General features: G+C 71.3%; 13 protein-coding genes. 4 read left to right on the top strand and 9 right to left on the bottom strand.

What is annotated here, in order from left to right; genetic code table 11:
• Positions 1–43 precede the first annotated feature (43 nt).
• The 4 genes from AC0Z9V_RS00535 to AC0Z9V_RS00520 are packed head-to-tail and all read right to left on the bottom strand — an operon-like array spanning position 44 to position 5,599.
• Entirely contained in the window at positions 44–826 is a 783-nt protein-coding gene (locus tag AC0Z9V_RS00535; RefSeq protein ID WP_485140387.1) for a thymidine kinase, read from the bottom strand.
• Positions 819–2,024 carry an alkaline phosphatase family protein gene (locus AC0Z9V_RS00530; protein ID WP_485140386.1) on the bottom strand — a complete coding sequence of 402 codons (1,206 nt, stop codon included), beginning with the start codon at positions 2,022–2,024 and terminating at the stop codon, positions 819–821. The genes AC0Z9V_RS00535 and AC0Z9V_RS00530 overlap by 8 nt, the downstream gene beginning before the upstream one ends.
• Before the next feature lie 6 nt (positions 2,025–2,030).
• The gene (locus AC0Z9V_RS00525) at positions 2,031–2,705 is read right to left on the bottom strand and encodes a DUF5998 family protein (RefSeq protein ID WP_133081702.1); all 675 of its coding nucleotides are present in this window, start codon (positions 2,703–2,705) and stop codon (positions 2,031–2,033) included.
• A 47-nt stretch (positions 2,706–2,752) separates the two neighbouring features.
• On the bottom strand, positions 2,753–5,599 hold the full coding sequence (locus AC0Z9V_RS00520) for a bifunctional acetate--CoA ligase family protein/GNAT family N-acetyltransferase (RefSeq protein WP_485140385.1): 2,847 nt from the start codon (positions 5,597–5,599) through the stop codon (positions 2,753–2,755).
• 124 nt (positions 5,600–5,723) lie between these two features.
• Here AC0Z9V_RS00520 and AC0Z9V_RS00515 point away from each other — a divergent pair, with 124 nt between their 5' ends.
• Positions 5,724–8,330, top strand: a complete 2,607-nt coding sequence (locus AC0Z9V_RS00515) for a DNA gyrase/topoisomerase IV subunit A (protein ID WP_485140384.1) — start codon at positions 5,724–5,726, stop codon at positions 8,328–8,330.
• A gap of 23 nt (positions 8,331–8,353) precedes the next feature.
• On the opposite strand, the gene AC0Z9V_RS00510 is transcribed toward AC0Z9V_RS00515, so the two are convergent.
• The 4 genes from AC0Z9V_RS00510 to AC0Z9V_RS00495 form a co-directional block, all read right to left on the bottom strand.
• Positions 8,354–9,400 carry a GNAT family N-acetyltransferase gene (locus tag AC0Z9V_RS00510; protein WP_485140383.1) on the bottom strand — a complete coding sequence of 349 codons (1,047 nt, stop codon included), beginning with the start codon at positions 9,398–9,400 and terminating at the stop codon, positions 8,354–8,356.
• A 49-nt stretch (positions 9,401–9,449) separates the two neighbouring features.
• Positions 9,450–12,920 carry a thiol reductant ABC exporter subunit CydC gene (cydC, locus tag AC0Z9V_RS00505; protein WP_485140382.1) on the bottom strand — a complete coding sequence of 1,157 codons (3,471 nt, stop codon included), beginning with the start codon at positions 12,918–12,920 and terminating at the stop codon, positions 9,450–9,452.
• 20 nt (positions 12,921–12,940) lie between these two features.
• On the bottom strand, positions 12,941–13,963 hold the full coding sequence (cydB, locus tag AC0Z9V_RS00500; RefSeq protein WP_485140381.1) for a cytochrome d ubiquinol oxidase subunit II: 1,023 nt from the start codon (positions 13,961–13,963) through the stop codon (positions 12,941–12,943).
• A gap of 81 nt (positions 13,964–14,044) precedes the next feature.
• Entirely contained in the window at positions 14,045–15,646 is a 1,602-nt protein-coding gene (locus AC0Z9V_RS00495) for a cytochrome ubiquinol oxidase subunit I (protein ID WP_208740953.1), read from the bottom strand.
• 223 nt (positions 15,647–15,869) lie between these two features.
• Between AC0Z9V_RS00495 and AC0Z9V_RS00490 the strand changes: the two genes are divergently transcribed.
• The 3 genes from AC0Z9V_RS00490 to AC0Z9V_RS00480 all read left to right on the top strand — a co-directional run bounded on the left by AC0Z9V_RS00490 (position 15,870) and on the right by AC0Z9V_RS00480 (position 17,805).
• Positions 15,870–16,238 carry a BlaI/MecI/CopY family transcriptional regulator gene (locus AC0Z9V_RS00490; RefSeq protein ID WP_133081698.1) on the top strand — a complete coding sequence of 123 codons (369 nt, stop codon included), beginning with the start codon at positions 15,870–15,872 and terminating at the stop codon, positions 16,236–16,238.
• Positions 16,239–16,245: 7 nt separating this feature from the next.
• Positions 16,246–17,238 (top strand): M56 family metallopeptidase, encoded by a 993-nt coding sequence (locus AC0Z9V_RS00485; protein WP_485140380.1) that lies wholly within the window; start codon positions 16,246–16,248, stop codon positions 17,236–17,238.
• 252 nt (positions 17,239–17,490) lie between these two features.
• Positions 17,491–17,805: a hypothetical protein gene (locus AC0Z9V_RS00480; RefSeq protein ID WP_133081696.1), complete on the top strand. Its 315-nt coding sequence runs from the start codon at positions 17,491–17,493 to the stop codon at positions 17,803–17,805.
• A 138-nt stretch (positions 17,806–17,943) separates the two neighbouring features.
• Here AC0Z9V_RS00480 and AC0Z9V_RS00475 read toward each other — a convergent pair whose 3' ends face one another.
• Positions 17,944–20,052, bottom strand: a complete 2,109-nt coding sequence (locus AC0Z9V_RS00475; RefSeq protein ID WP_133081695.1) for a DNA gyrase subunit B — start codon at positions 20,050–20,052, stop codon at positions 17,944–17,946.
• Positions 20,053–20,253: the final 201 nt, after the last annotated feature.

The following is a 20,253-nucleotide window of genomic DNA, read 5'->3' as shown; positions in this document are numbered from 1 at the left end:
CTCCGCGCTGTCGGTGGCGGCGCCGTTCTGCGGTGCGCCCGGCTCAGGAGCCGCTGGTACCCGGTTCCGCGTCCTGCAGGGTCGGGGTACCTCCGCTGCGCGGCGGGACCGCCCTCTCCTCGAAGGGCAGCGGCATCTCGTTGGAGACGAGGGACGGCGACGTGCGGGACGTCTGCCGTCGCATGTGGTGCCGACGGCAGAGCGTCTCGTAGCCCACCACCGGCACGCGGACGGACGTGACCGGGTCCGCGGCTGCCCCGGCAGCCGGTGCCGCAGGCGAGTCCTCGTCGCCGGGCTGGTCGACGTCTCCCACCACCATCTGGTCGCCCTCGACCACCATGACGCCGTCGACCGTGCGCGCGTTGTGCGTGGCCCGCTTGCCGCACCAGCACAGGGCCTCGACCTGCAGGACCTGGACGCGGTCCGCGAGCTCGATGAGGCGCTGCGACCCGGGAAACAGCCGTGTCCGGAAATCGGAGGTGATGCCGAAGCTGAACACGTCGATGTCCATCTCGTCCACGATGCGGGCCAGCTGGTCGATCTGGTCGACGGTGTAGAACTGCGCCTCGTCGCAGATGACGTAGTCGATGCGTGCGCCCATGGTCTGCCGCAGCGTCAGTTCGACCCAGAAGTCGGTCTCGGGGAAGACCTCGACCGCCGGTACCTGCAGGCCGAGCCTGCTCGAGATCATGGATTCGCCGGCGCGGTCGTGGGAGCTGAAGAGCAGCCCGCGACGCCCGCGTGCCTTATGGTTGTGGTCCATTTGGAGCGCGAGCGTCGACTTGCCGCAGTCCATGGTGCCGGAGAAGAACAACAGCTCAGCCACGGCCGGCACCCTTGCCGCTCCCCCGTCGGGAACCGCCGGCGGGGGGTTTGCCCAGGACCAGCAGCGGGATCTCCCGCTCGGCCCGCGTCAGCGAGCCGTGCTGCCCGACGACGTCGAACGCGACCGGCTGGACGCGCCGCCCGTCGAGGAGGGCGATGCCTTCCCGTGCGAGGACCAGGAGGTCCCCGATACGTGGCAGCACCGTGTCCGAGACCGGTCCGAAGTAGCCTGCGGCCACGGCCTCGTCCCGCGGGAGGATCCACGCCCGGGTACCGAACGCCTCGTGCCAGCGCAGGGCCAGCGACTCGCGGTCGCGGACGGCGAGATCCTGCTCGAGGTACAGGTGGAGCATGCGCGGCTCGCCCCCTGTGTGGGCCACTCCGTCGACGAGACCGGCGCGCTCGGAGTAGTCGATGCGCTGCGACGGCGGGATGTCCACCATGCCGTGGTCGGCGGTGAGGAGCAGGAGAGTGTCGGGCGGGACCCTCCGGGCCAGGAGCCTGAGCGCGGCGTCCAGGTCCTCCAGGGTCCGCAGCCACTCCGCGGAGTCGACGCCGTACCGGTGTCCGGCCTTGTCGAGGTCGTTGAGATAGAAGTACATGAGCATGCGCGGGGCGCTCGCCAGCTGCTCGGCCGCCGCGTCGATGCGGGCGTGGATGGTCTGCGCGCCCACGAAGGCGCCGCCCCGCAGGGCCGCCCGCGTCATGGGCGAGTCGGCGAAGCGGGGCTGGCTCACGGTGACGACCGGAAGGTGCTGGGACACGCGCTCGAAGACCGTCGGGTGCGGTTGCCAGGCGAGCGGATCGACGCCGGCGTCCCAGCGGCCCAGCATGTTGACCACGCGTCCCTGCGCAGGATCGAGGACGTCGTAGCCGACCATGCCGTGCAGGCCGGGTGCGAGGCCCGTACCGAGGCCGGCGAGGGACGCGGCCGTGGTGGACGGGAAAGCCGAGGACAGCGCTCGGGCCGCGTCGAGGCTCTCCCGGAGGTACGGAGCGTGGGCCGCGTACTTCCGGAGCAGCGACAGGCCGAGGCCGTCCACCATGACCACGGCGATCCGGCGGGAGGCCGGCAGGGCGAGGGCGTTGCCGAAGCCATCGACGCCCAGGGCCGCGGCCGAACTGGTGAGGACCTCGGCGACGGTGGCGGTCCCGTAGGCGGGCGCGGGCGGGAGGCGCTCCAGGTGCTGGAAGGGCATCAACCGCTACCGCTGGTGATGGGGGCGGTTGAAGCGCCCGCCGAAGCCGGGTTGGCGGCGCGGGGCCACGTCGGATCCGACGTACCCGCCCGACGCGGGGCTCGCCGTGTTCACCTTCCTCAGGGCACGGGCGAAGGCCTTGGCGTTCTGCACCGCCTGGGCGCCGTCGGCCTCGGCACTGACACGCAGCACGATGTCCTCCTGCGCCACCGTGCCCGTGAAACCGTGGTCGGCGTCGCACTGCGGGTCGCCGCAGCTCGCGGGGCCGATGTCGAGGCGCTGGCCGCCCGACCAGGCGATCGCGAGCGTCATCTCGCGGACCTGGTCGCTGGGCTTGTAGTCCTGCGGCTGCGCGTAGAGGTAGCTGAGGACCACCGAGCGGATCTGGCTCACCGGGACGGATTCGGTGGAGATTTGCGCCATCACCTGCTCGCCCGCGTCGTCGAGCTGCTGGTCGTCCACGTGCGTGATGACCAGCATGTCCTCGGTGAGGACGAGCACCGTGATGTGCCGGTGCACCTCGGTGCGCTCGAAGTGCGTCTCGAGGTGGGCCACGTGGGACAGCGGCTCGCGGCCGTCGAGGGCGTCGTGGACGACGTCGGCCACGAGACGCGGGTAGAAGCCGGCCCGCTCGAGCGATGCATCGAGGTCACGCCGCTGGGCGGAAAGCGATGGGGTCATACCCCCAGTTTCCCCCACCGGGCCGGGTTGTGCCTAACCAGCGGGCGTCAGTCCCGCATGGCGCGGCGGGCGCTGTCCGTGCGCCGCTGGGGGTTCCCGACGTCGATCGCGGCGCTCAGGACCGCAAGGCCCGACGTCGCGACGAGGACCGGGTTGAAGTCGAGGCGGGCGATCTCGGGGTGGTTGTCCTTCAGGAGCGCCACGCGGGCCACGAGGTCCTCGAGCGCCGGAACGTCCGCGGCAGGGAGCCCCTGGTAGCCGAAGAGCTTGCGGGAGGCGCGCGGTGCCCGCACGAGATCGGCGAGGTCCCCGGTGCTCAGGGGCGGGACGGCGTGCGCCCAGTCGTCGAGCAGGTTGACGGCGTCACCCGCGAGGCCGAAGGAGACCACGGGCCCCATGAGGGGATCCTCGATGGCGCGGATGCTGCAGGCCTGGCCGGAGGGGGCCATGGACTGCACTTCCATGCCGAAGCTGCCGAAGGGCGCCAGGACGTGCGCCATCTGCGTGATGTTGCGTCGCAGCGATTCGGCGTCGTCGATGTTGAGCCGCACGCCGCCGAGGTCCAGGCGGTGGCGGAGGTGCTCGTCCATGGTCTTGAGGGCGACCGGCCAGCCGAGGCGCTCGGCCGCCTCGACCGCTTCGTCGGCCGAGGCGAACCGCACCGACGGCAGGAGCCGGATCCCGTACGCCTCCATGAGTGCCCCGCACTCCTCGGGGGCGAGCCGGGTCAGCTCGACATCCGTGACGCGCGCCCGGACGCCGGCGAGGACGCGGACGGCCTCGTCGACGTCCACGCCGTCGGGGTCGAGGAACTCGCCGTGGTCCCGCGTGCGCCACATCGCGTAGCGCACCACGGCGCCCAGGGCGGCCAGGGCGGCGCCGGGACTCGGGAAGCAGGGTATGCCACGCTGCAGGGGCAGGACCGTGTCCGCGGCCTGCGGTTCCGGGGTGGCACCGGCGAGGGGGGCCCGGACCGTTCCGGGGCCGCCCGCCGCCACCTCCGCCGGGGACCCCGGTGACAGCCGATCGGACGACAGCGCCGCCGTCCTCCGAGGGTCCGTCACCCGGGGATCCGGCGGCGGCGCGGAGGCGACGAGGCCGTCGAGTTGGAGGCGTGTGTCCAGGGTGCCGGTGAACGAGGCGATGACGGGCTTGCCGGCCTCCTCGGCGCATTGCTGGAGGCAGGCCGCGATGGTCTCAGCCGGGAGTCCCCGGGCGGGCAGCGTCGTGACCACGGCGGCGTGGACCGCATCATCCCGCAGTGCATCCGCGACCACCGATCTGAGGGCGGGAAGCGCCACGGACTGCCCGGTGTCGAGCTCGAGCCCGGCCTCCAGCCGCGCGACGGTCATGCCCTGCGAGGCCACGCCGTCGGCGACCACCTTGCCGAGGGCCGAGGAGTTGCTGAAGACGGCGACGCCCGGTCCCTGCGGCAGCGGCTGGCTCGCGACGATCTGCGCGATGTCCATCAGCTGCTCCGTCGTCTCGACCCTCATGACGCCGGACTGCCGGAGCATCGAGTCGAGCGCTCCCGGCGGTGCCTGGGTGGTGCGGACCGCGTGTCCCGGCGGCAGCTGCAGGCCCGTGACATCGGACTTCGCCACGATGACGGGCTTGGTCAGGGCGAGGCGGCGGGCGATGCGCGAGAACTTCCTCGGGTTGCCGATCGACTCGAAGTAGAGACCCACGGCGCGCGTGCTCGGATCGTCCTCCCAGAACTGCATGGCATCGTTGCCGGACACGTCGGCCCGGTTGCCGGCGGAGATCACGGAGGACACCCCGAGCCCGCGCCGCCGCGCGCTGGCGTAGAGGAGGACACCGAGGCCGGCGGACTGGCTGAACAGGGAGAGCGCTCCCCGTTCGGGCAGGCCGGGCGCCATCGAGGCGTTCAGCCGGACCGCGGGGTCGGTGTTGACGAGGCCCAGGGATGCCGGCCCCACCACGCGCATGCCGTGCGCCCTGGCCTTGTGCACGAGGGCGCGCTGGCGCGCCAGCCCGTCGCCGCCGTCGTCGGCATAGCCTGCGGTGGCCACGAGGAGTCCTTTGACGCCTGCGCGGGCACACTCCTCCACGACGGCGTCCACCTGCTCGTGCGGCACGGCGATGACGGCGAGGTCCACCTGCTCGGGTACCTCCGTGAGGGAGGCGTGGGACATGATGCCGTGCAGTTCGAAGGCCTCGGGGTTGACGGCGTACACCGTGCCCGTGAAGCCACCGTCGATCAGGTGCTCGAGGAGGGCATGGCCCACCGTCCCCCACTCGCGGCTCGCGCCGATCACCGCCACGGACGACGGCGTCAGGAGCTCCGCCATGCTCCTGGCCTCGGCGCGGTGCTCCCTCGACTCCATGACGGCCTGCGACCGGCGGGTGGGATCGATGTCGAAGCCCAGCATCACGACCCCGTCGTCGAAGTGCCGATCGACCTCGTAGCCGGCCTCGGCGAAGACGGTGATCATCTTGCGGTTCTCGGGAAGGACCTCGGCCGAGAACCGGCGGATGCCGTTCTCGCGGGCGGCCGCGGCGAGGTGCTCGAGCAGGATGGAGCCGACCCCGCGTCCCTGGTGGTGGTCCGAGACGTTGAAGGCGACCTCGGCCTCGAGCGGATCGTCGAGGCGGTCGTAGCGGCCGATGCCGATGATGTCCGTGCCGCGCGTGATGACGAAGGCCACGCGGTCCCGGTGGTCCACCTCCGTGAAGCGCTTGAGCTCCTTCGCGCTGAGCGTGGCCTTGTACGTGAAGAAGCGGAGGTAGATCGAATTCTGCGACTGGCGCACGTGGAAGGCCTGCACCGCGTCCGCGTCGAGAGGCGAGATGGGCCGCAGGTGCGCCGTCCCGCCGTCGCGCAGGACGACATCAGCCTCCCAATATTCCGGGTATTGTCCGTCCGCCACCATAGACTCAGGGTAGTCGGCATCCCCTCGACCGTGGGTCGGTCCGCTGCCGGAACCGCCCGCGGACCGCGGATGCCCGCCGACCACCCGATCTGCCCACCCGAGTTGTTGAGGAACCGCACCGCACATGGCCAGGCGCCAGAACTCCGCACCGCCGGAGGATTTCACCGAGAAGATCATCGACATCGATGTCGAGACCGAGATGGAGGAGTCCTTCCTGGAGTACGCGTACTCCGTGATCTACTCGCGCGCCCTGCCGGATGCGCGCGACGGCCTCAAGCCCGTCCAGCGGCGCATCCTGTACATGATGACGGACATGGGCCTGCGTCCCGACCGCGGGCATGTGAAGTCCGCACGCGTGGTCGGTGAGGTCATGGGCAAGCTGCACCCGCACGGTGACAGCGCCATCTACGACGCCATGGTGCGCATGGCGCAGGACTTCTCGCTGAGGCTGCCCCTCATCGACGGCCACGGCAACTTCGGCTCGCTCGACGACGGTCCGGCGGCCGCCCGGTACACGGAGGCGCGCCTCGCGGCGGCCGCCCTGGCGCTGACCGACCACCTCGACGAGGACGTCGTCGACTTCGTCCCCAACTACGACAACCAGCTCACGCAGCCGGAGGTCCTCCCCGCGGCGTTCCCCAACCTGCTCGTCAACGGTGCCAGCGGGATCGCCGTCGGCATGGCGACGAACATGCCGCCGCACAACCTCGGCGAGGTGGTCGCTGCGGCACGCCATCTAATCGCGAATCCGGATGCCTCGCTCGAGGACGTGATGCGCTTCGTCCCCGGGCCCGACCTCCCGAGCGGTGGCAGGATCGTGGGGCTCGACGGCGTACGCGACGCCTACGCGACGGGCCGCGGGTCCTTCAAGACCCGCGCGAAGGTCACCGTGGAGCAGCTCTCGGCGCGGCGCACGGGCCTCGTGGTCACCGAGCTCCCCTACACCGTGGGCCCCGAGAAGGTGATCGAGCGGATCAAGGACGCAGTCACGTCGAAGAAGCTGCAGGGCATCTCGGACATCGTGGACCTCACCGATCGCACGCACGGCCTGCGCCTCGTGATCGAGCTCAAGAACGGCTTCAACCCGAACGCCGTCCTCGCGCAGCTGTACCGCTTCACGCCGATGGAGGACTCGTTCGGCATCAACAACGTGGCCCTCGTCGACGGTCAGCCCCGCACCCTCGGGCTCGTGGAGCTGCTCCGGGTGTACATCGCCCACCGCATCCTGGTGGTGCGCCGTCGCACCTCCTACCGGCTGCAGCGCAAGCGCGACCGCCTGCACCTCGTGGAGGGGCTGCTCATCGCGATCGTCGACATCGACGAGGTCATCCAGATCATCCGGTCCTCGGACGAGGCGTCCGCGGCGCGCGAGCGCCTGATGTCCATCTACGACCTGTCCGAGACGCAGGCGAACTACATCCTCGAGCTCCGGCTGCGGCAGCTGACCCGGTACTCGCGGATCGAGCTGGAGAAGGAACAGGACCAGCTCCGCCGCGAGATCGCCGAACTCGAGGCGATCCTCGGCTCCGAGGAGCGCCTGAGGACCCTCGTCTCCGACGAACTCGCCGGACTCTCCGACCAGTTCGCCACGCCGCGGCGCACGGTGCTCCTGGAGTCGGAGGCCTCGGCGCCGCTCAAGGGGACCCTGCCCGCCGCTCCTGCCGGCAAGGGCGCCAAGGCGGTCCTCCCGCTGGAGATCGCCGACGACCCCTGCTGGGTCCTCCTGTCGGCCTCGGGGCAGCTCGCCCGCACGTCCGACCGCCAGCCGCTCGGCGACGGCCAGCGCATCAAGCACGACGCCTTCCGGTCCGTGCTGCCCTCGACGGCCCGGGGCGAGGTGGGAGCCGTGACGTCCGGGGGACGCATGATCCGCCTCCAGGTGATGGACATGCCGGCCCTGCCGCCCACCGCCGGCGTGCCGAACCTGGCGGGCGGAGTGCCGTCGTCGGAGTTCATCACGCTCGAGCGCGGCGAGTCCCTCGTGGGACTGGCACCGCTGAGCGGCGTCGTCGCCCTGGGTACCGCGCAGGGCGTGGTGAAACGCGTGCAGCCCGACTATCCGCTGAACCGTGACGACTGGGAGGTCATCTCCCTCAAGCCGAAGGACAGGGTCGTCGGTGTCGCGACGGCCGGCGACGAGGACGACCTCGTGTTCATCACCCGCCTCGCACAGTTGCTGCGTTTCCCGGCGTCGGCGGTGCGAGCGCAGGGCCGGACGGCCGGCGGCATGGCGGGCATCAAGCTCGCGGCCGGGGACGCCGTCCTGCACTTCGGCGCGATCGCCCGGGGTGACGAGCAGGGCGTGGTGGTCACGGTCTCCGCCGCGGACGACGCGCTGCCCGGCACGACGGCCGGTTCGGCGAAGGTCACCGAGTTCTCCGAGTACCCCCCGAAGGGCCGGGCGACGGCGGGGGTCAGGGCCCACCGTTTCCTCCGCGGCGAGGAAGCCCTGTCGCTGGCGTGGGCGGGCCACGGGCCCGCGCGCGCGGCGTCCGCGAACGGTGTGGCCCGGGCGCTGCCCACCGAACACGGGCGGCGCGACGGTTCGGGTGTCCCCCTCACCCAGCAGATCGACGCCGTCGGGCCGAGCCTGCTCGGTCTCATCGAGGCGTCCCGCCCCGTCGCTCCCGTCGCCGGCGTGCGCCTGGTGGACGGGTCGGCGCCGGATCCTGTCGTGCACGGAGGACCGGCGGCCGGAGCGGACGACGAGGGACAGGGCACCCTGCTCTAGCCTGTGGGTGCCCGCGACGCGCCTCAGCCCGTGCGGGCGGGAAGCGGGAAATCGAACACGATCGAGCGCTGCGTCGGCACGTAGCCCATGCGTTCGTAGAGGCCCAGCGCACCGGACGGATTCTCGGTGTCCACGCCGAGCCCGGCGTTGTCGATGCCCGCCGCACGGTACCGCCGCATCGCCTCCGCGAGCAGAGCCGGAGCGAGACCGCGTCCGCGCCACGTCCTGCGGACGCCCAGCAGGTCCGTGTAGCCCTCCGTGTGGCCGAGCAGCTCCTCCGAGTCGGGGTCGTAGCTGGCGAGCTGGTATGCCGCCACCTCGCCCCTCGCAGGGTCGAGCAGTGCCAGGCTCCAGTCGGCGCGGAACTCGGGGTGGGTGACCGTGAACTGCCAGGATTCCTGGTCGCGGGGTTCGCTGCCCCAATGGTCCTGGAAGGCGTCGTTGTGGGCGAGGCGGACGAGTTCGCTGATGTTCCTGTCGGATCCCTCGGCGAAACTGACGAGTTCCAGCTCCGGAGGGATCGGCAGGTCCGGGATCGGCTGGTCCAGCGGCCTCGTCATCTCGGTGAAGTACCGGACGATGCTGCTCCCGCTCGCCCGCAGCAGCGCAAGGTGCGAGGGGTTGCGTTCCTCGACGTAGTTCCGGAAGATCCCCTCCTCCTGTCCGGTCTCCAGCAGGCGCATCCCGGCCCGCCTCGCCTGCCAGGCGAAGACGGCACGGCCGATCCCGCGCCCGCGCCACGCGGGGTCCACGCCGCCCGCGCCGTGCACCAGGGAGGAGCCGGTATTCATGGAGAGGCGTCCGAACGCGCGCGGCACGCCGTCCCCGTCGAAGCCGGCGATCGTGTCACGACGCGAATCGTTCTTCGACGCCCGCAGCGCCTGCTCGAGGTCGGCGCGTTGCTCCACCCAGTCCGGCTGGTCCTCCTCGGCGATGCGCCTGACCAGCTCGAGCCAGGGGTCGATGTCGGCGTAGGCGAGTGGTCGCCATTGCAGCAGGGCGGGGAGGTCCGGAGCTTCGGCGTCCCGGGCGCGCGTGGTACGGGCATCCGGGGTGTCTGCGGTACTCATGACCCCAGCGTATTGCAGGGCGGGGACGCGCGCCCGGCAGGCGCGGCGCCTAGCCCCGCTCGGCGCCCGTGCGGGTGCCCAGCGCCATGACCCCGTCGCAGAGCGCCGCTTCGTCCTGATCGTGCGTGACGAGGAGGACGGCCGTGTCCGGGAGCCCGCGCCGCAGGTCCGCGAGCAGCGAGCGGGCACCCTCGGCGTCGAGGTGCGCCGTGGGCTCGTCCAGGAGGACGACGCCGGAGCGGGTCAGCAGGGCGCGGGCGACGGCGAGCCGCTGCCGCTGGCCGCCCGAGAGCCGGGATCCGCCGGGACCCACCGGAGCGTCGAGACCCTGCTCGAGGCCGGCGACCAGCCCGGCGAGCCCCACGGCCTGCAGTGCCGCCTTCAGCTCCGCCGGGGTGGCGGGGTCGTCGGGAGTGCGTGCGAGCTGCAGGTTCGCGCGCAGGCTCGAGTTGAACAGATGGCTCTCCTGCGGGCACCAGGCGATCCGCGGCACCTCGCCCGCCGTCACCGGCCGGCCGTCCACCAGCAGCCTGCCGTCCTCGAGGGGCAGGAAACCCAGGAGGGCTCCGATGACGGTCGACTTGCCGCTGCCGGAGGGTCCGGTGAGCCCTGTCCAGCGTCCCGGACGGAGGTCGAGATCGACGTCCTGCACCACGGGATGTCCGGGCTCGTAGCCGATGGCTGCCCGGTCCAGGGCCACCGTCCGCACCGGCAGGCCGGCCCCGGGGCCCCGATGGCCCTCCGCGCCCGTGGTGGATGCACTGAGCGAGGGCTGGATGCGCCGTGTGACGGCCGCCAGCGGACCCCAGTGCTGCACCGCCGAGCTCCCGGCGACGAACGGCTCCACCAGGGCGAGTTGCATGAGGACCAGGACGGCGGTGAGGTCGGCGGGCAGGCCGGTGGCCGTCGTGAGGATGCCGAGGGACGCGGCGCAGCAGGCCGCCACGATCACCGCCGTCGAGGTCCCGGCCGCCGCCGCCGACCGGCGGGCGGCTGATGCGGCGCGGCGGTCGAGTCGCCGGGTGGAGCCCAGCGCCGCGCGGTGCGCGCCGTTCACCCGCAGGTCCGGCGCTGCCCTCAGCAGGCCGGTGACGCGCTGGAGCGCGTCGGCGCGGACCTGCACGGCGGCTGCTCCGGCGGCCCGCTCCCGGACCACGGCGATCAGCGGGGCGACGACGAGGGCGGCGCCGACGGACAGGGCCTGCCAGCCGAGGGACGCGGGATGGAGCGCGGCGGTGGCGGCCAGCGCGGCGACCCCCGTGAGGACCGCGGTCGCGAAGGGCAACAGGGCACGCGAGGACAGGTCCCGCAGTTCGTCGATGTCACCGACGAGACGTTCGATCCCGCCCGAGCCGCGGGCGAGCAGCCGCCAGGCGCGGCCCGCCCCGAGGAGCCCGGTCCACAGGCGCAGCCGCGTCTCGTCGGCGCGGTGGAAGACGGCACGGTGCAGCCAGAGGCGCTCCTCGTAGCGCAGGAGGGAGCGCCCGATGCCGAAGAACCGGACGCCGACGATCGCGGTGAGGAGATGGAGGATGGGCGGCTGCTCGGCGGCGCGGACGATCAGCCAGCCGCTGAGCGCCGTCAGTGCGACGGCGAAGACCGAGGCGCCGAGCCCCAGCCCCGCGGCCGCCAGGAACCGGCGGTCCCACGGCCGGACCAGGACCAGCACGTCGCGCACACCGGCGAACCACGACGTGCCGGGACCGGCGGCGCCAGCGCTCGGAAGGAGGTCCGGTCTGGGACCCTGCGGCCCGTCCGTACCAGGCGTGCCGGCCGGTGCCGGACGGACGGCTCCGAGGGTCGCATCCCGCCGTCCCCCCACGCCGAGCCGCACCTCGGCCGATGCGATGGCGGCCGTCTCGTCGTCGTGCGCGATCAGGAGGACGGCCAGCCCTGGCCTGCGCCCCTCGATGGCGGTGCGGATGGCACGCGATGCTGCGGGATCCACGTGCGCTGTGGGCTCGTCGAGCAGCAGGAGCCGGACCGACGGATCCTGCGCCCGCAGCAGCGCGCGTGCGACGGCGACCCGCCGCAGTTCGCCGGGGCTCAGCTCCCCCGTGTGCCGCCCAGCGAGGTCCGCGGCGCCGACGGCGGCGAGCCCGGTCCGGATGGCGGGGTCGTCCTCGGACAACCCGGCGTACAGCGCGAGTTCGGCGCGGACCGTGTCCATCACGAGTTCGGGATGCTGCGGGACCCAGGCGATGCCGCCGTCCACCGGCCCTGCGATGCTCCCCTGCAGCCGGAGCCCGGCCGGTGCCGCCGCTCCCCCGGCCAGCGCCCGCATCAGGGTGGACTTGCCCGAGCCGCTCGGGCCCCGCAGCGCCGTGATGGAGCCCGATCCGAGGACGAACGACACGTCCTCGAAGACCGGCTCCCGGACGCCGTCGTACCCGGCCGTCAACCGATCGACGCGGAGGAGGACTCCGGTCTCCTCCCGCACTGCGGGAGCGGAGGCGGACGACAGCCCGGAACGGGAGGGAGCCACCGGGGCGTCGACGACCACCCGGACCCGGGCTCCGGCCTCCTCGCCGTCCTCGCTGGCGTGGTGGGCCGCACCGACGTCGCGCAGGGGTCCGTAGCACTCGGGCGCGAGGATCAGCGCGATGAGGGCCGTCTCCAGGCCGAGGTCCCCGTGGATGAGGCGCACACCGGCGAAGACCGCGACGACGGCGACGGAGATCGTGCTGATGAGCTCGAGCGCGAGGGACGAGAGGAAGACCGTGCGCAGCGTGGTCATGGTGCGGGACGTGTAGGTGCCGGCGATGTCGCGCAGGGCACGCGTCTGCTCGGCGGCACGCCCCAGGCCCACGAGGACGGGCAGGCCCCTGGCGAGTTCGAGGAGGTGGTCGGACAGTCGCCCCAGCGCGTCTGCGGCCTGCCGCGTCCGCTCCTGGGTGTGGAGGCCGATGAGTGCCATGAAGACGGGCACGAGCGGGACGGTGAGGACGATGATGAGCGCGCTCACCCAGTCGGCGGCGAGGATCCGTGCGCCGACGATCAGCGGCACCACGGCGCAGGTGATGAGCGCGGGGAGGTACTGCGCGTAGTACTTGTCCAGGCCGTCGAGTCCGCGGGTGAGCAGTACCGCGAGGGAGCCCTGCCCGCTGCCGGCAGGAGCGGCCTGCGTGGTGCCGCCGTCGTCCAGCACGCGCACCAGGGCGGCCTCGCGCAGGCGCTCGCGCACGCCGAGGGCGAGGCGCGCGGCCGTGGCGTCCTGGCCCCACGCCGCGATGGTGCGCAGCGCGGCACCGAGGACGCCCTGCAGCAGGACGGCCCGGACGTCCGGCGACCCGCTCGCGACGGACGCGATGCCGAGCGCGAGGGCCTGGGCCATGAGGACCAGCCCTGCGGCCCGGGTGGCGGCGAGGACGCCGAGAAGGTAGACGGCCGACGTCGAACCGGCCGCCCCCGCCGGCCCGCCGGACCTGAGCACGGCCATCGGGGACGGGCGGCGGGGCGCCTGTCCGTCCCCGCCCGCGCCGGTCCCCGCGGCGGCCGGTGGGGTGCTGTACGGCCGCATGGCCGTCCTGGTGGCTCCGCTCACAGGGCTGTCACCGCGTTGGCGGCCGGGATGCTCGCCTCCGACACGCGCCGCCGGAAGACCCAGTACGTCCAGGCCTGGTAGGCGAGGACGAGCGGTACGCCGAAGCAGGCCACCACGCTCATCAGTCCCAGCGTGTAGGGCGAGGACGAGGCATTCTGCACCGTGAGGTCGAACGCGGGGTCGAGGGTGGAGGGCAGGACGACGGGGAAGACCGCGCCGAAGATCGATCCCACGATGGCCAGCATCCCGCCGCCGAGCGCCGCGAACGCCCGCCCATCCCGACCTCCCACGGCGGAGCGGTACGACGCGGTGAGGCATGCCACCGCGAGCACGACGGCGAGCCAGGTGACCACCGAGCCGGTGCGCACCTGCACGAGGACCGTCCAGCCCAGGAACGGGATCAGCGCGAACGGCAGGAGGCGGCGGAACAGGCGATCGGCCTGGCCCCGCACGCCCCCCTCGGTCTTGAGCGCCACGAACGCCGCGGCGTGCACGAGGCAGAACAGGACGACGGCGGCCGCGCCGAGGAGCGCCGGCGGGGTGGCCCACGCGAAAGCGCCTCCCACGCGGTCACCGTTCGCATCGAGCGGCAGTCCCGTCGTCGTCAGCGCGAGCGCGGCACCGATACCCGCCGCAGCGGTGAAGGAGCCGACGGCGATGGCCCAGTCCCAGCGGTTGCGCCAGGAGTCGCTGTCCTGCTTGCCGCGCCACTCGAAGGCGACCGCACGGAAGATCAGGCCGAGCAGCACCAGCAGGAACGGCAGGTAGAGCGCCGACAGCAGGGAGGCGTACCAGTGCGGGAAGGCTGCGAAGGTCGCACCGATGGCGGTGACGAGCCACACCTCGTTGCCGTCCCAGACGGGGCCGACGGTGTTGAGCAGGACGCGCCGCTGGGTGTCGTTGCGGGCCAGGAGCTTCATGAGCATCCCCACCCCGAGGTCGAATCCCTCGAGGAAGAGGTAGCCGGCCCAGAGCACGGCGATCAGCACGAACCAGAGGGTGGGCAGTGCCTCGGTCATCGGGGAGCCTTCCATGGGTCAGGGTGGTTCGTCGTCGCGGGGGTGATGTCGACGCCGGTGGCGGAGCTGGTGGAGGGGGTGTCAGTAGGCGAAGGCCAGGACATCGCCGTCGTCCTTCCTGCCGCCGTGCGGGCGTGCCGCGTCGTCGTCCTCGTCCTCGTCCTCGTCCTCGGCGGCGTGTGCGAGCTCCGGCATGGCGGACGCGGTTCCGCCGCGGACGTAGGTGACGAGGAGCCGCACCTCGACCACGAGGAGGACCGCGTACACCGAGGTGAGCACCACGAGGGAGGCGATCAGCTCGGCCAGGGAGACACCGGGCGAGACGGCGGCGGCGGTGAACATGAACACGCTGTCGATCCCCGACGGGTCCGGGTTGGGCGCGACGACGAAGGGCTGCCGTCCCATCTCGGTGAAGATCCAGCCGGCCGAGTTGGCCCCGAAGGGCGCGAGGATACCGAACACGGCGAGCCTCATGAGCCAGCGGGACTCCGGGACGGTTCCCCTGCGCAGGACCCAGAGGGCCGCGGCGGCGGCCGCCGCGGCGATCGCGCCGAAGCCGATCATGATGCGGAAGCCCCAGTAGGTGACCTCCATGACCGGCAGGTAGTCGATCTCGGTGCCGGCGCGCTCGCCGTACATGGGGTCGTCGGGCAGGGTGGTGCCGTACTTCTCCTGGTACTCGGGCAGCAGGGTGTTGACGCCCTTGACCTCGGTGGTGAAGTCGCCGTTGGCGAGGAAGGACAGCACACCGGGGACCTCGATCACCGCCGTGATGTCGTCGCAGCTCTGCGCCCCGAGGTTGCCGACGGACAGGATCGAGAAGCCCGTGCCGTCATGGCACGCTGCTTCGGCGGCGGCCATCTTCATGGGCTGCTGGTCGAACATGAGCTTGCCCTGCAGGTCACCGGTGATCCCGGTGCCGGCGAACGCGATCATCGCGACGACGGCGCCGGCCCGGGCCGAGCGGAGCCATACGGCGTGGTCGACGGCGTCCCGGGCGCCGCGCGGGTTCCCGACGACGAGGCTGCCGTCCGGCCCGAGGCTGTCCAGGCCGTCGCGGCGCCGCTTCCACAGGTGGTACCAGCTGATGCCGAGGAGGAAGGCCCCGGCGACGGCGAGGGCACCGAAGACGGTGTGCGGGAAGGCGACGAGGGCCGTGTTGTTCGTGAAGACCGCCCAGGCGTCCACCATGACCGGCCGGCCGTCGACCATCTCGACACCCACGGGGTGCTGCATCCAGGAGTTCGCCACGAGGATGAAGTACGCGGAGAACACCGAGGCCAGGACGGCGGCCCACAGGCTCAGGAGGTGGATGAGGCGAGGGAGGCGTCCCCACCCGAAGATCCAGAGGCCGAGAAAGGTGGACTCGACGAAGAAGGCGAGGAGCGCCTCCATGGCCAGCGGCGCTCCGAAGACGTCGCCCACGAAGCGGCTGTACTCGCTCCAGGCCATGCCGAACTGGAACTCCTGCACCAGCCCGGTCGCCACGCCCATGATGAAGTTGATGAGGAAGAGCTTCCCCCAGAACTTCGTCATGCGGAGGTAGTGGTCCTTGCCGGTGCGGTGCCACAGGGTCTGCATGCCGGCGACCAGCAGCCCCAGCCCGATGGTGAGGGGGACCATGAGGAAGTGGTAGACAGTGGTGATCCCGAATTGCCACCTGGCAATTTCCAAGGCTTCCATGGGGCCCTTTCAGCAGCGCCTGGCGTCGGCGACGACGGAACTTCTACAACCCGTAGAACAAGTTCTTCTACACATCGTAGAACAAATCCGCACCAATTTCTACGCGGAGTAGAAATGTCTGCGCGGACGCTGTACTTTAGAGGCATCACGCTTGATCGCTCCCTGCGGGGAGCGGATCCGGGTTCGAGGCGGACCGGGATCGCGCAGAAATTGAAGGAAGAACATGGCAACGCTCGGAGACCTCGAACGCACGGTGATGGACCTGCTGTGGACAACGCCGGAAGCGATGACCGCGAACGAACTACGGGACGCCATCGCAGAGGCGCCCTCGGGTGAGGTGGGACGCGAACTCGCCGTGACGACGGTGCTCACCGTCCTCTCACGCCTGGAGAAGAAGGGCCTGGTCGAGCGGGAGCGCGACAGCCGCCCCCACCGGTACAGGTCGGTGACGAGCCGCGAGGACCACACGGCCGAACTCATGCACGAGGTGCTCGTGACGGCGCCGGACCGTGAAGCCGTGCTCGCCAGGTTCATCGGCAGCGTCTCCGAGGCCGAGGCCGAGACCCTCCGCAAGCTGCTCGGCGGCAGCTGACCCGCCCGTGTTCTGGGCCTCGTACCTGCTCGCTGCTCTCGCGATCATCCTGGCGTGGCCTGCGCCCATCGCGCTGTCACGGGCCTCCTGGCCCGCACGCGCGCCCTTCACGGCCATGGTGCTCTGGCAGTCGATAGCACTCGCCGGTGGCCTGTCCATGATCGGGGCCATGCTCGTCTGGGGCCTCGAGCCGCTGGGTGACAACCTCGTGTCGGCGTCGGCCGGATTCTTCACCATCCTGCTCGACGACGAATCGGCGCAGACGCTCGGCGTGGTCCACGTCTTCGCCATCAGCGCGGCGACCCTCCTGTTCGCGCACCTCCTCTTCACCCTCGCGCTGACATTCATCCGGATCCGGCGACAGCGTCGGCGCCACCGCGACATGCTCACGCTGCTCAGCTCACCCGCCGCCGACCAGCCCTCGACCCTCGTGATCAACCACCCGGCACCCGTGGCCTACTGCCTACCCGGCGGGGCCCGCTCCGTCACCGTCATGTCCGACGGCCTCATGGACCTCCTGTCGCGCGCCGAGCTCGACGCCGTCCTGACCCATGAGAACGCGCACCTGCACCAGCGCCATCACCTGCTGCTCTGGGCATTCGCCGCCTGGCGTTCCGCCCTGCCGTGGCTGCCGACATCGCAACTCGCGCAGCGGGCCGTCAGTGAACTGATCGAGATGCTGGCCGACGACGAGGCGCTCCGCCACGTGGACGAGCCCACGCTCGTCCGGGCGATCGCCATCGTCGGATCCGGCGCCCTGCCCTCGTCGCCGGACGCCCTCGACGATTCCCTCGCCGAAACGGGCCGGAGCGGTGGGGCGGTCCGAGCGGACGTGACCGGCGGTACCGCCGACGTGCAGTCGACGGCCCACCGGCTGCGCCGCCTGCTCACTCCCCTGCCACCCCTCAGCCGGCTCCAGCAGGGGGCAGCGCTCTCCGCCGCCGGTCTGCTGCTGGTGGTCCCTCCGGCACTCCTGGTGGCACCCGAGCTGCTCGGCTGAACCCGACCTCCCGGAAGGATGGGTGCCGCCTCCTCCTCGCCACCGGTCGATCGTCGGTGGCTCGAGCGGCCGGAAGACCGGTGACTCCTCCTCTTCCGCCTGTTCCGGGCCGTGAGTAGACTTCGCGGCACGGGCCTCAGCAGGCTCGGAGGGAGCAGACCTGCGCTGGGCAGTGTCGCGGTTTGCAACCACTACCGCGCGCATGCGTCGGCGCCCTGGAAGTTGGAGCACTTCTAGAGATCGAGGCACGTCATGCGCAAGACATTCCTACTCGGCGCCGCAGCCTGCGCCCTGGCACTGACCGGTATGGGCTCGTCCCCGGCCTTCGGGGCGGGCCCTGTGGAAAGAGGCCCTGATAAGGACCGGGTCAACTATGAGAAGGGCACGGAGCACGCCAATTCCATCTGTGCGTTCTCGGGGCAGAACGACGACCCCGAGGAGGCCTATCCGTTCGGCGGCCGGGTGCAGTCCTACGGACAGCTGGTGAGGCTCGGGCTCAAGGGTGACTTCCCGAGCCCGGGTGAAGTGTGCAGCCTGCCCTACACCCCCGGGACAGAGGCCCCCTGACGGACGGCCGGGCCGGCCCCCGGTCTCGGGGCCGGCACTGCACTGCACTGCACTGCACTGTGCAGCACATCGGGAGGAGGCACACCCCCGACGGTTCCGGGAGTTCCGTGCGGCTTCTCCCGGAGCGGGCGGCGCCGGTCAGGCGTCGATGCGGTCCCGATCGAGCGACGAAGCGCCCGCGACGATGAAGTCCTTGCGCGGTGCGACGTCGCTTCCCATGAGCAGGCCGAAGACACGCTCGGCCGACTCGGCCTCCTGGATGCGCACGCGGCGCAGGGTGCGGTGCCGCGGGTCCATGGTGGTCTCCGCGAGCTGGCCCGCATCCATCTCCCCCAGGCCCTTGTAACGCTGGATGGGCGACTTGTACCGCTTGCCCTGCTTCTCCATGGCTGCCAGCAGCCGCGTCAGCTCCGCCTCCGAGTAGGTGTAGATCATCTCGTTGGCTTTCGACCCGCCGTTGATCACCTCGACACGGTGCAGCGGTGGGACGGCGGCGTAGACGCGGCCGGCCTCCACCAGCGGGCGCATGTACCGGAAGAACAGCGTCAGCAGCAGCGTCCGGATGTGGGCTCCGTCGACATCGGCGTCGGTCATCAGGATGATCTTGCCGTAGCGTCGGGCGTCCAGCTGGAAGCTCCGCCCCGAACCCGCCCCGATGACCTGGATGAGGGCGGCACACTCCGCGTTGGAGAGCATGTCCCCGACCGAGGCCTTCTGCACGTTGAGGATCTTGCCGCGGATGGGCAGGAGCGCCTGGTAGTCGGAGGACCGCGCCAGCTTGGCGGTCCCGAGGGCGCTGTCGCCCTCGACGATGAACAGTTCGGAGCGCTCCTGGTCGTCGATGCGGCAGTCGGCGAGCTTGACGGGCATGCTCGACGTCTCGAGGGCGTTCTTGCGCCGCTGGGTCTCCTTGTGGACCCGGGCCGAGATCCGCGACTTCATCTCGGCGACGACCTTCTCGAGCAGCAGCGCCGACTGCGCCTTGTCGTTGCGGGCGGAGGAGGACAGGCGTGCCTGCAGTTCCTTCTCCACCACCTTCGCGACGATGGCCTTGACGGCCGACGTCCCGAGGATCTCCTTGGTCTGCCCCTCGAACTGCGGCTCGGCGAGGCGCACCGTGAGGACGGCCGTCAGCCCGGCGAAGACGTCGTCCTTCTCGATCTTGTCGCTGCCCGCCTTCAGCTTGCGGGCGTTGGCCTCGATGACCTTCCGGAAGGTCTTCAGCAGCGCCTGCTCGAACCCGCTCTGGTGGGTGCCGCCCTTCGGCGTGGCGATGATGTTCACGTAGCTCCGGACCGTCGTCTCGTAGCCGATGCCCCAGCGCAGCGCGATGTCGACGTCGCAGTCGCGTTCCACCTCCGCCATCTGGCTGTGTCCGCGCTCGTCGAGGACCGGCACCGACTCCTTGAAGCGGCCGGACCCCTGGAAGCGCCACACATCGGTGACCGCGGTGTCGAGGGCGAGGAATTCGGCGTACTCGGAGATCCCGCCGTCGTGCTGGAAGACCTCCTCCACCGGACCGGACTCACCCGGCGTTCCGGGAAGCCTCCGTTCGTCGCGCAGCGTGATCCGGAGCCCCGGCACGAGGAAGGAGGTCTGCCGCGCGCGGGTCTGCAGTTCCTCGTAGGAGAACGTGGCATCGCGGGTGAAGATCTGCCGGTCGGCCCAGTAGCGGATGCGCGTGCCGGTTCGCCCGCGCTTGGCCGTGCCGACGACCTCGAGGCGCGAACCGTCGAGGAAGGGTTCGAAGGACGACTCCGGCGAGGGCGTCCGGCCGTCCCTGAAGACACCGGGCTCTCCGCGCCGGAAGGACATGGCGTACGTCTTGCTGCCGCGGTCGACGAACACGTCGAGACGGGAGGACAGCGCGTTGACGACGCTCGCTCCGACGCCGTGGAGGCCGCCCGACGCCGTGTAGGACCCGCCGCCGAACTTGCCGCCGGCGTGCAGCTTGGTGAAGACGACCTCGACGCCGGTGAGGCCGGTCTTCGGCTCGATGTCCACCGGGATGCCTCGGCCGTCGTCGTGGATCTCGACGGATCCGTCCGCGTGCAGGATCACCGTGATGCTCTGGCCGTAGCCGGCCAGTGCCTCGTCCACCGAGTTGTCGATGATCTCCCACAGGCAGTGCATCAGGCCGCGGGAGTCCGTCGACCCGATGTACATGCCGGGACGCTTGCGCACCGCTTCGAGGCCCTCGAGGACCGAGAGGTGCCGGGCGGTGTAGTCCGAGGTGGGGGGTGTCACGGGGGAAGAGTCTCCTTGGCGGAACGGGCACGATCCAGGACAGGCGTCAGGAGGGTGAGGGGGAAGAGTAGGACCAGTTTATTACGTGCCGCCGACACGACGGGGAAGCCGCGTCCCGAGGGCGTTCCCGGGCCTGCCGGACCCAACCCCTACCCCCTGGTACGCCCGGAGCGAAAGGAGGCCCAGCCTGCGAAGGGGCGG

It is taken from the genome of Arthrobacter sp. UYP4 (genome assembly GCF_057291175.1).
Note: the sequence above shows the minus strand (reverse complement) of the source record. Positions and strands in the feature narration are given on the sequence as shown.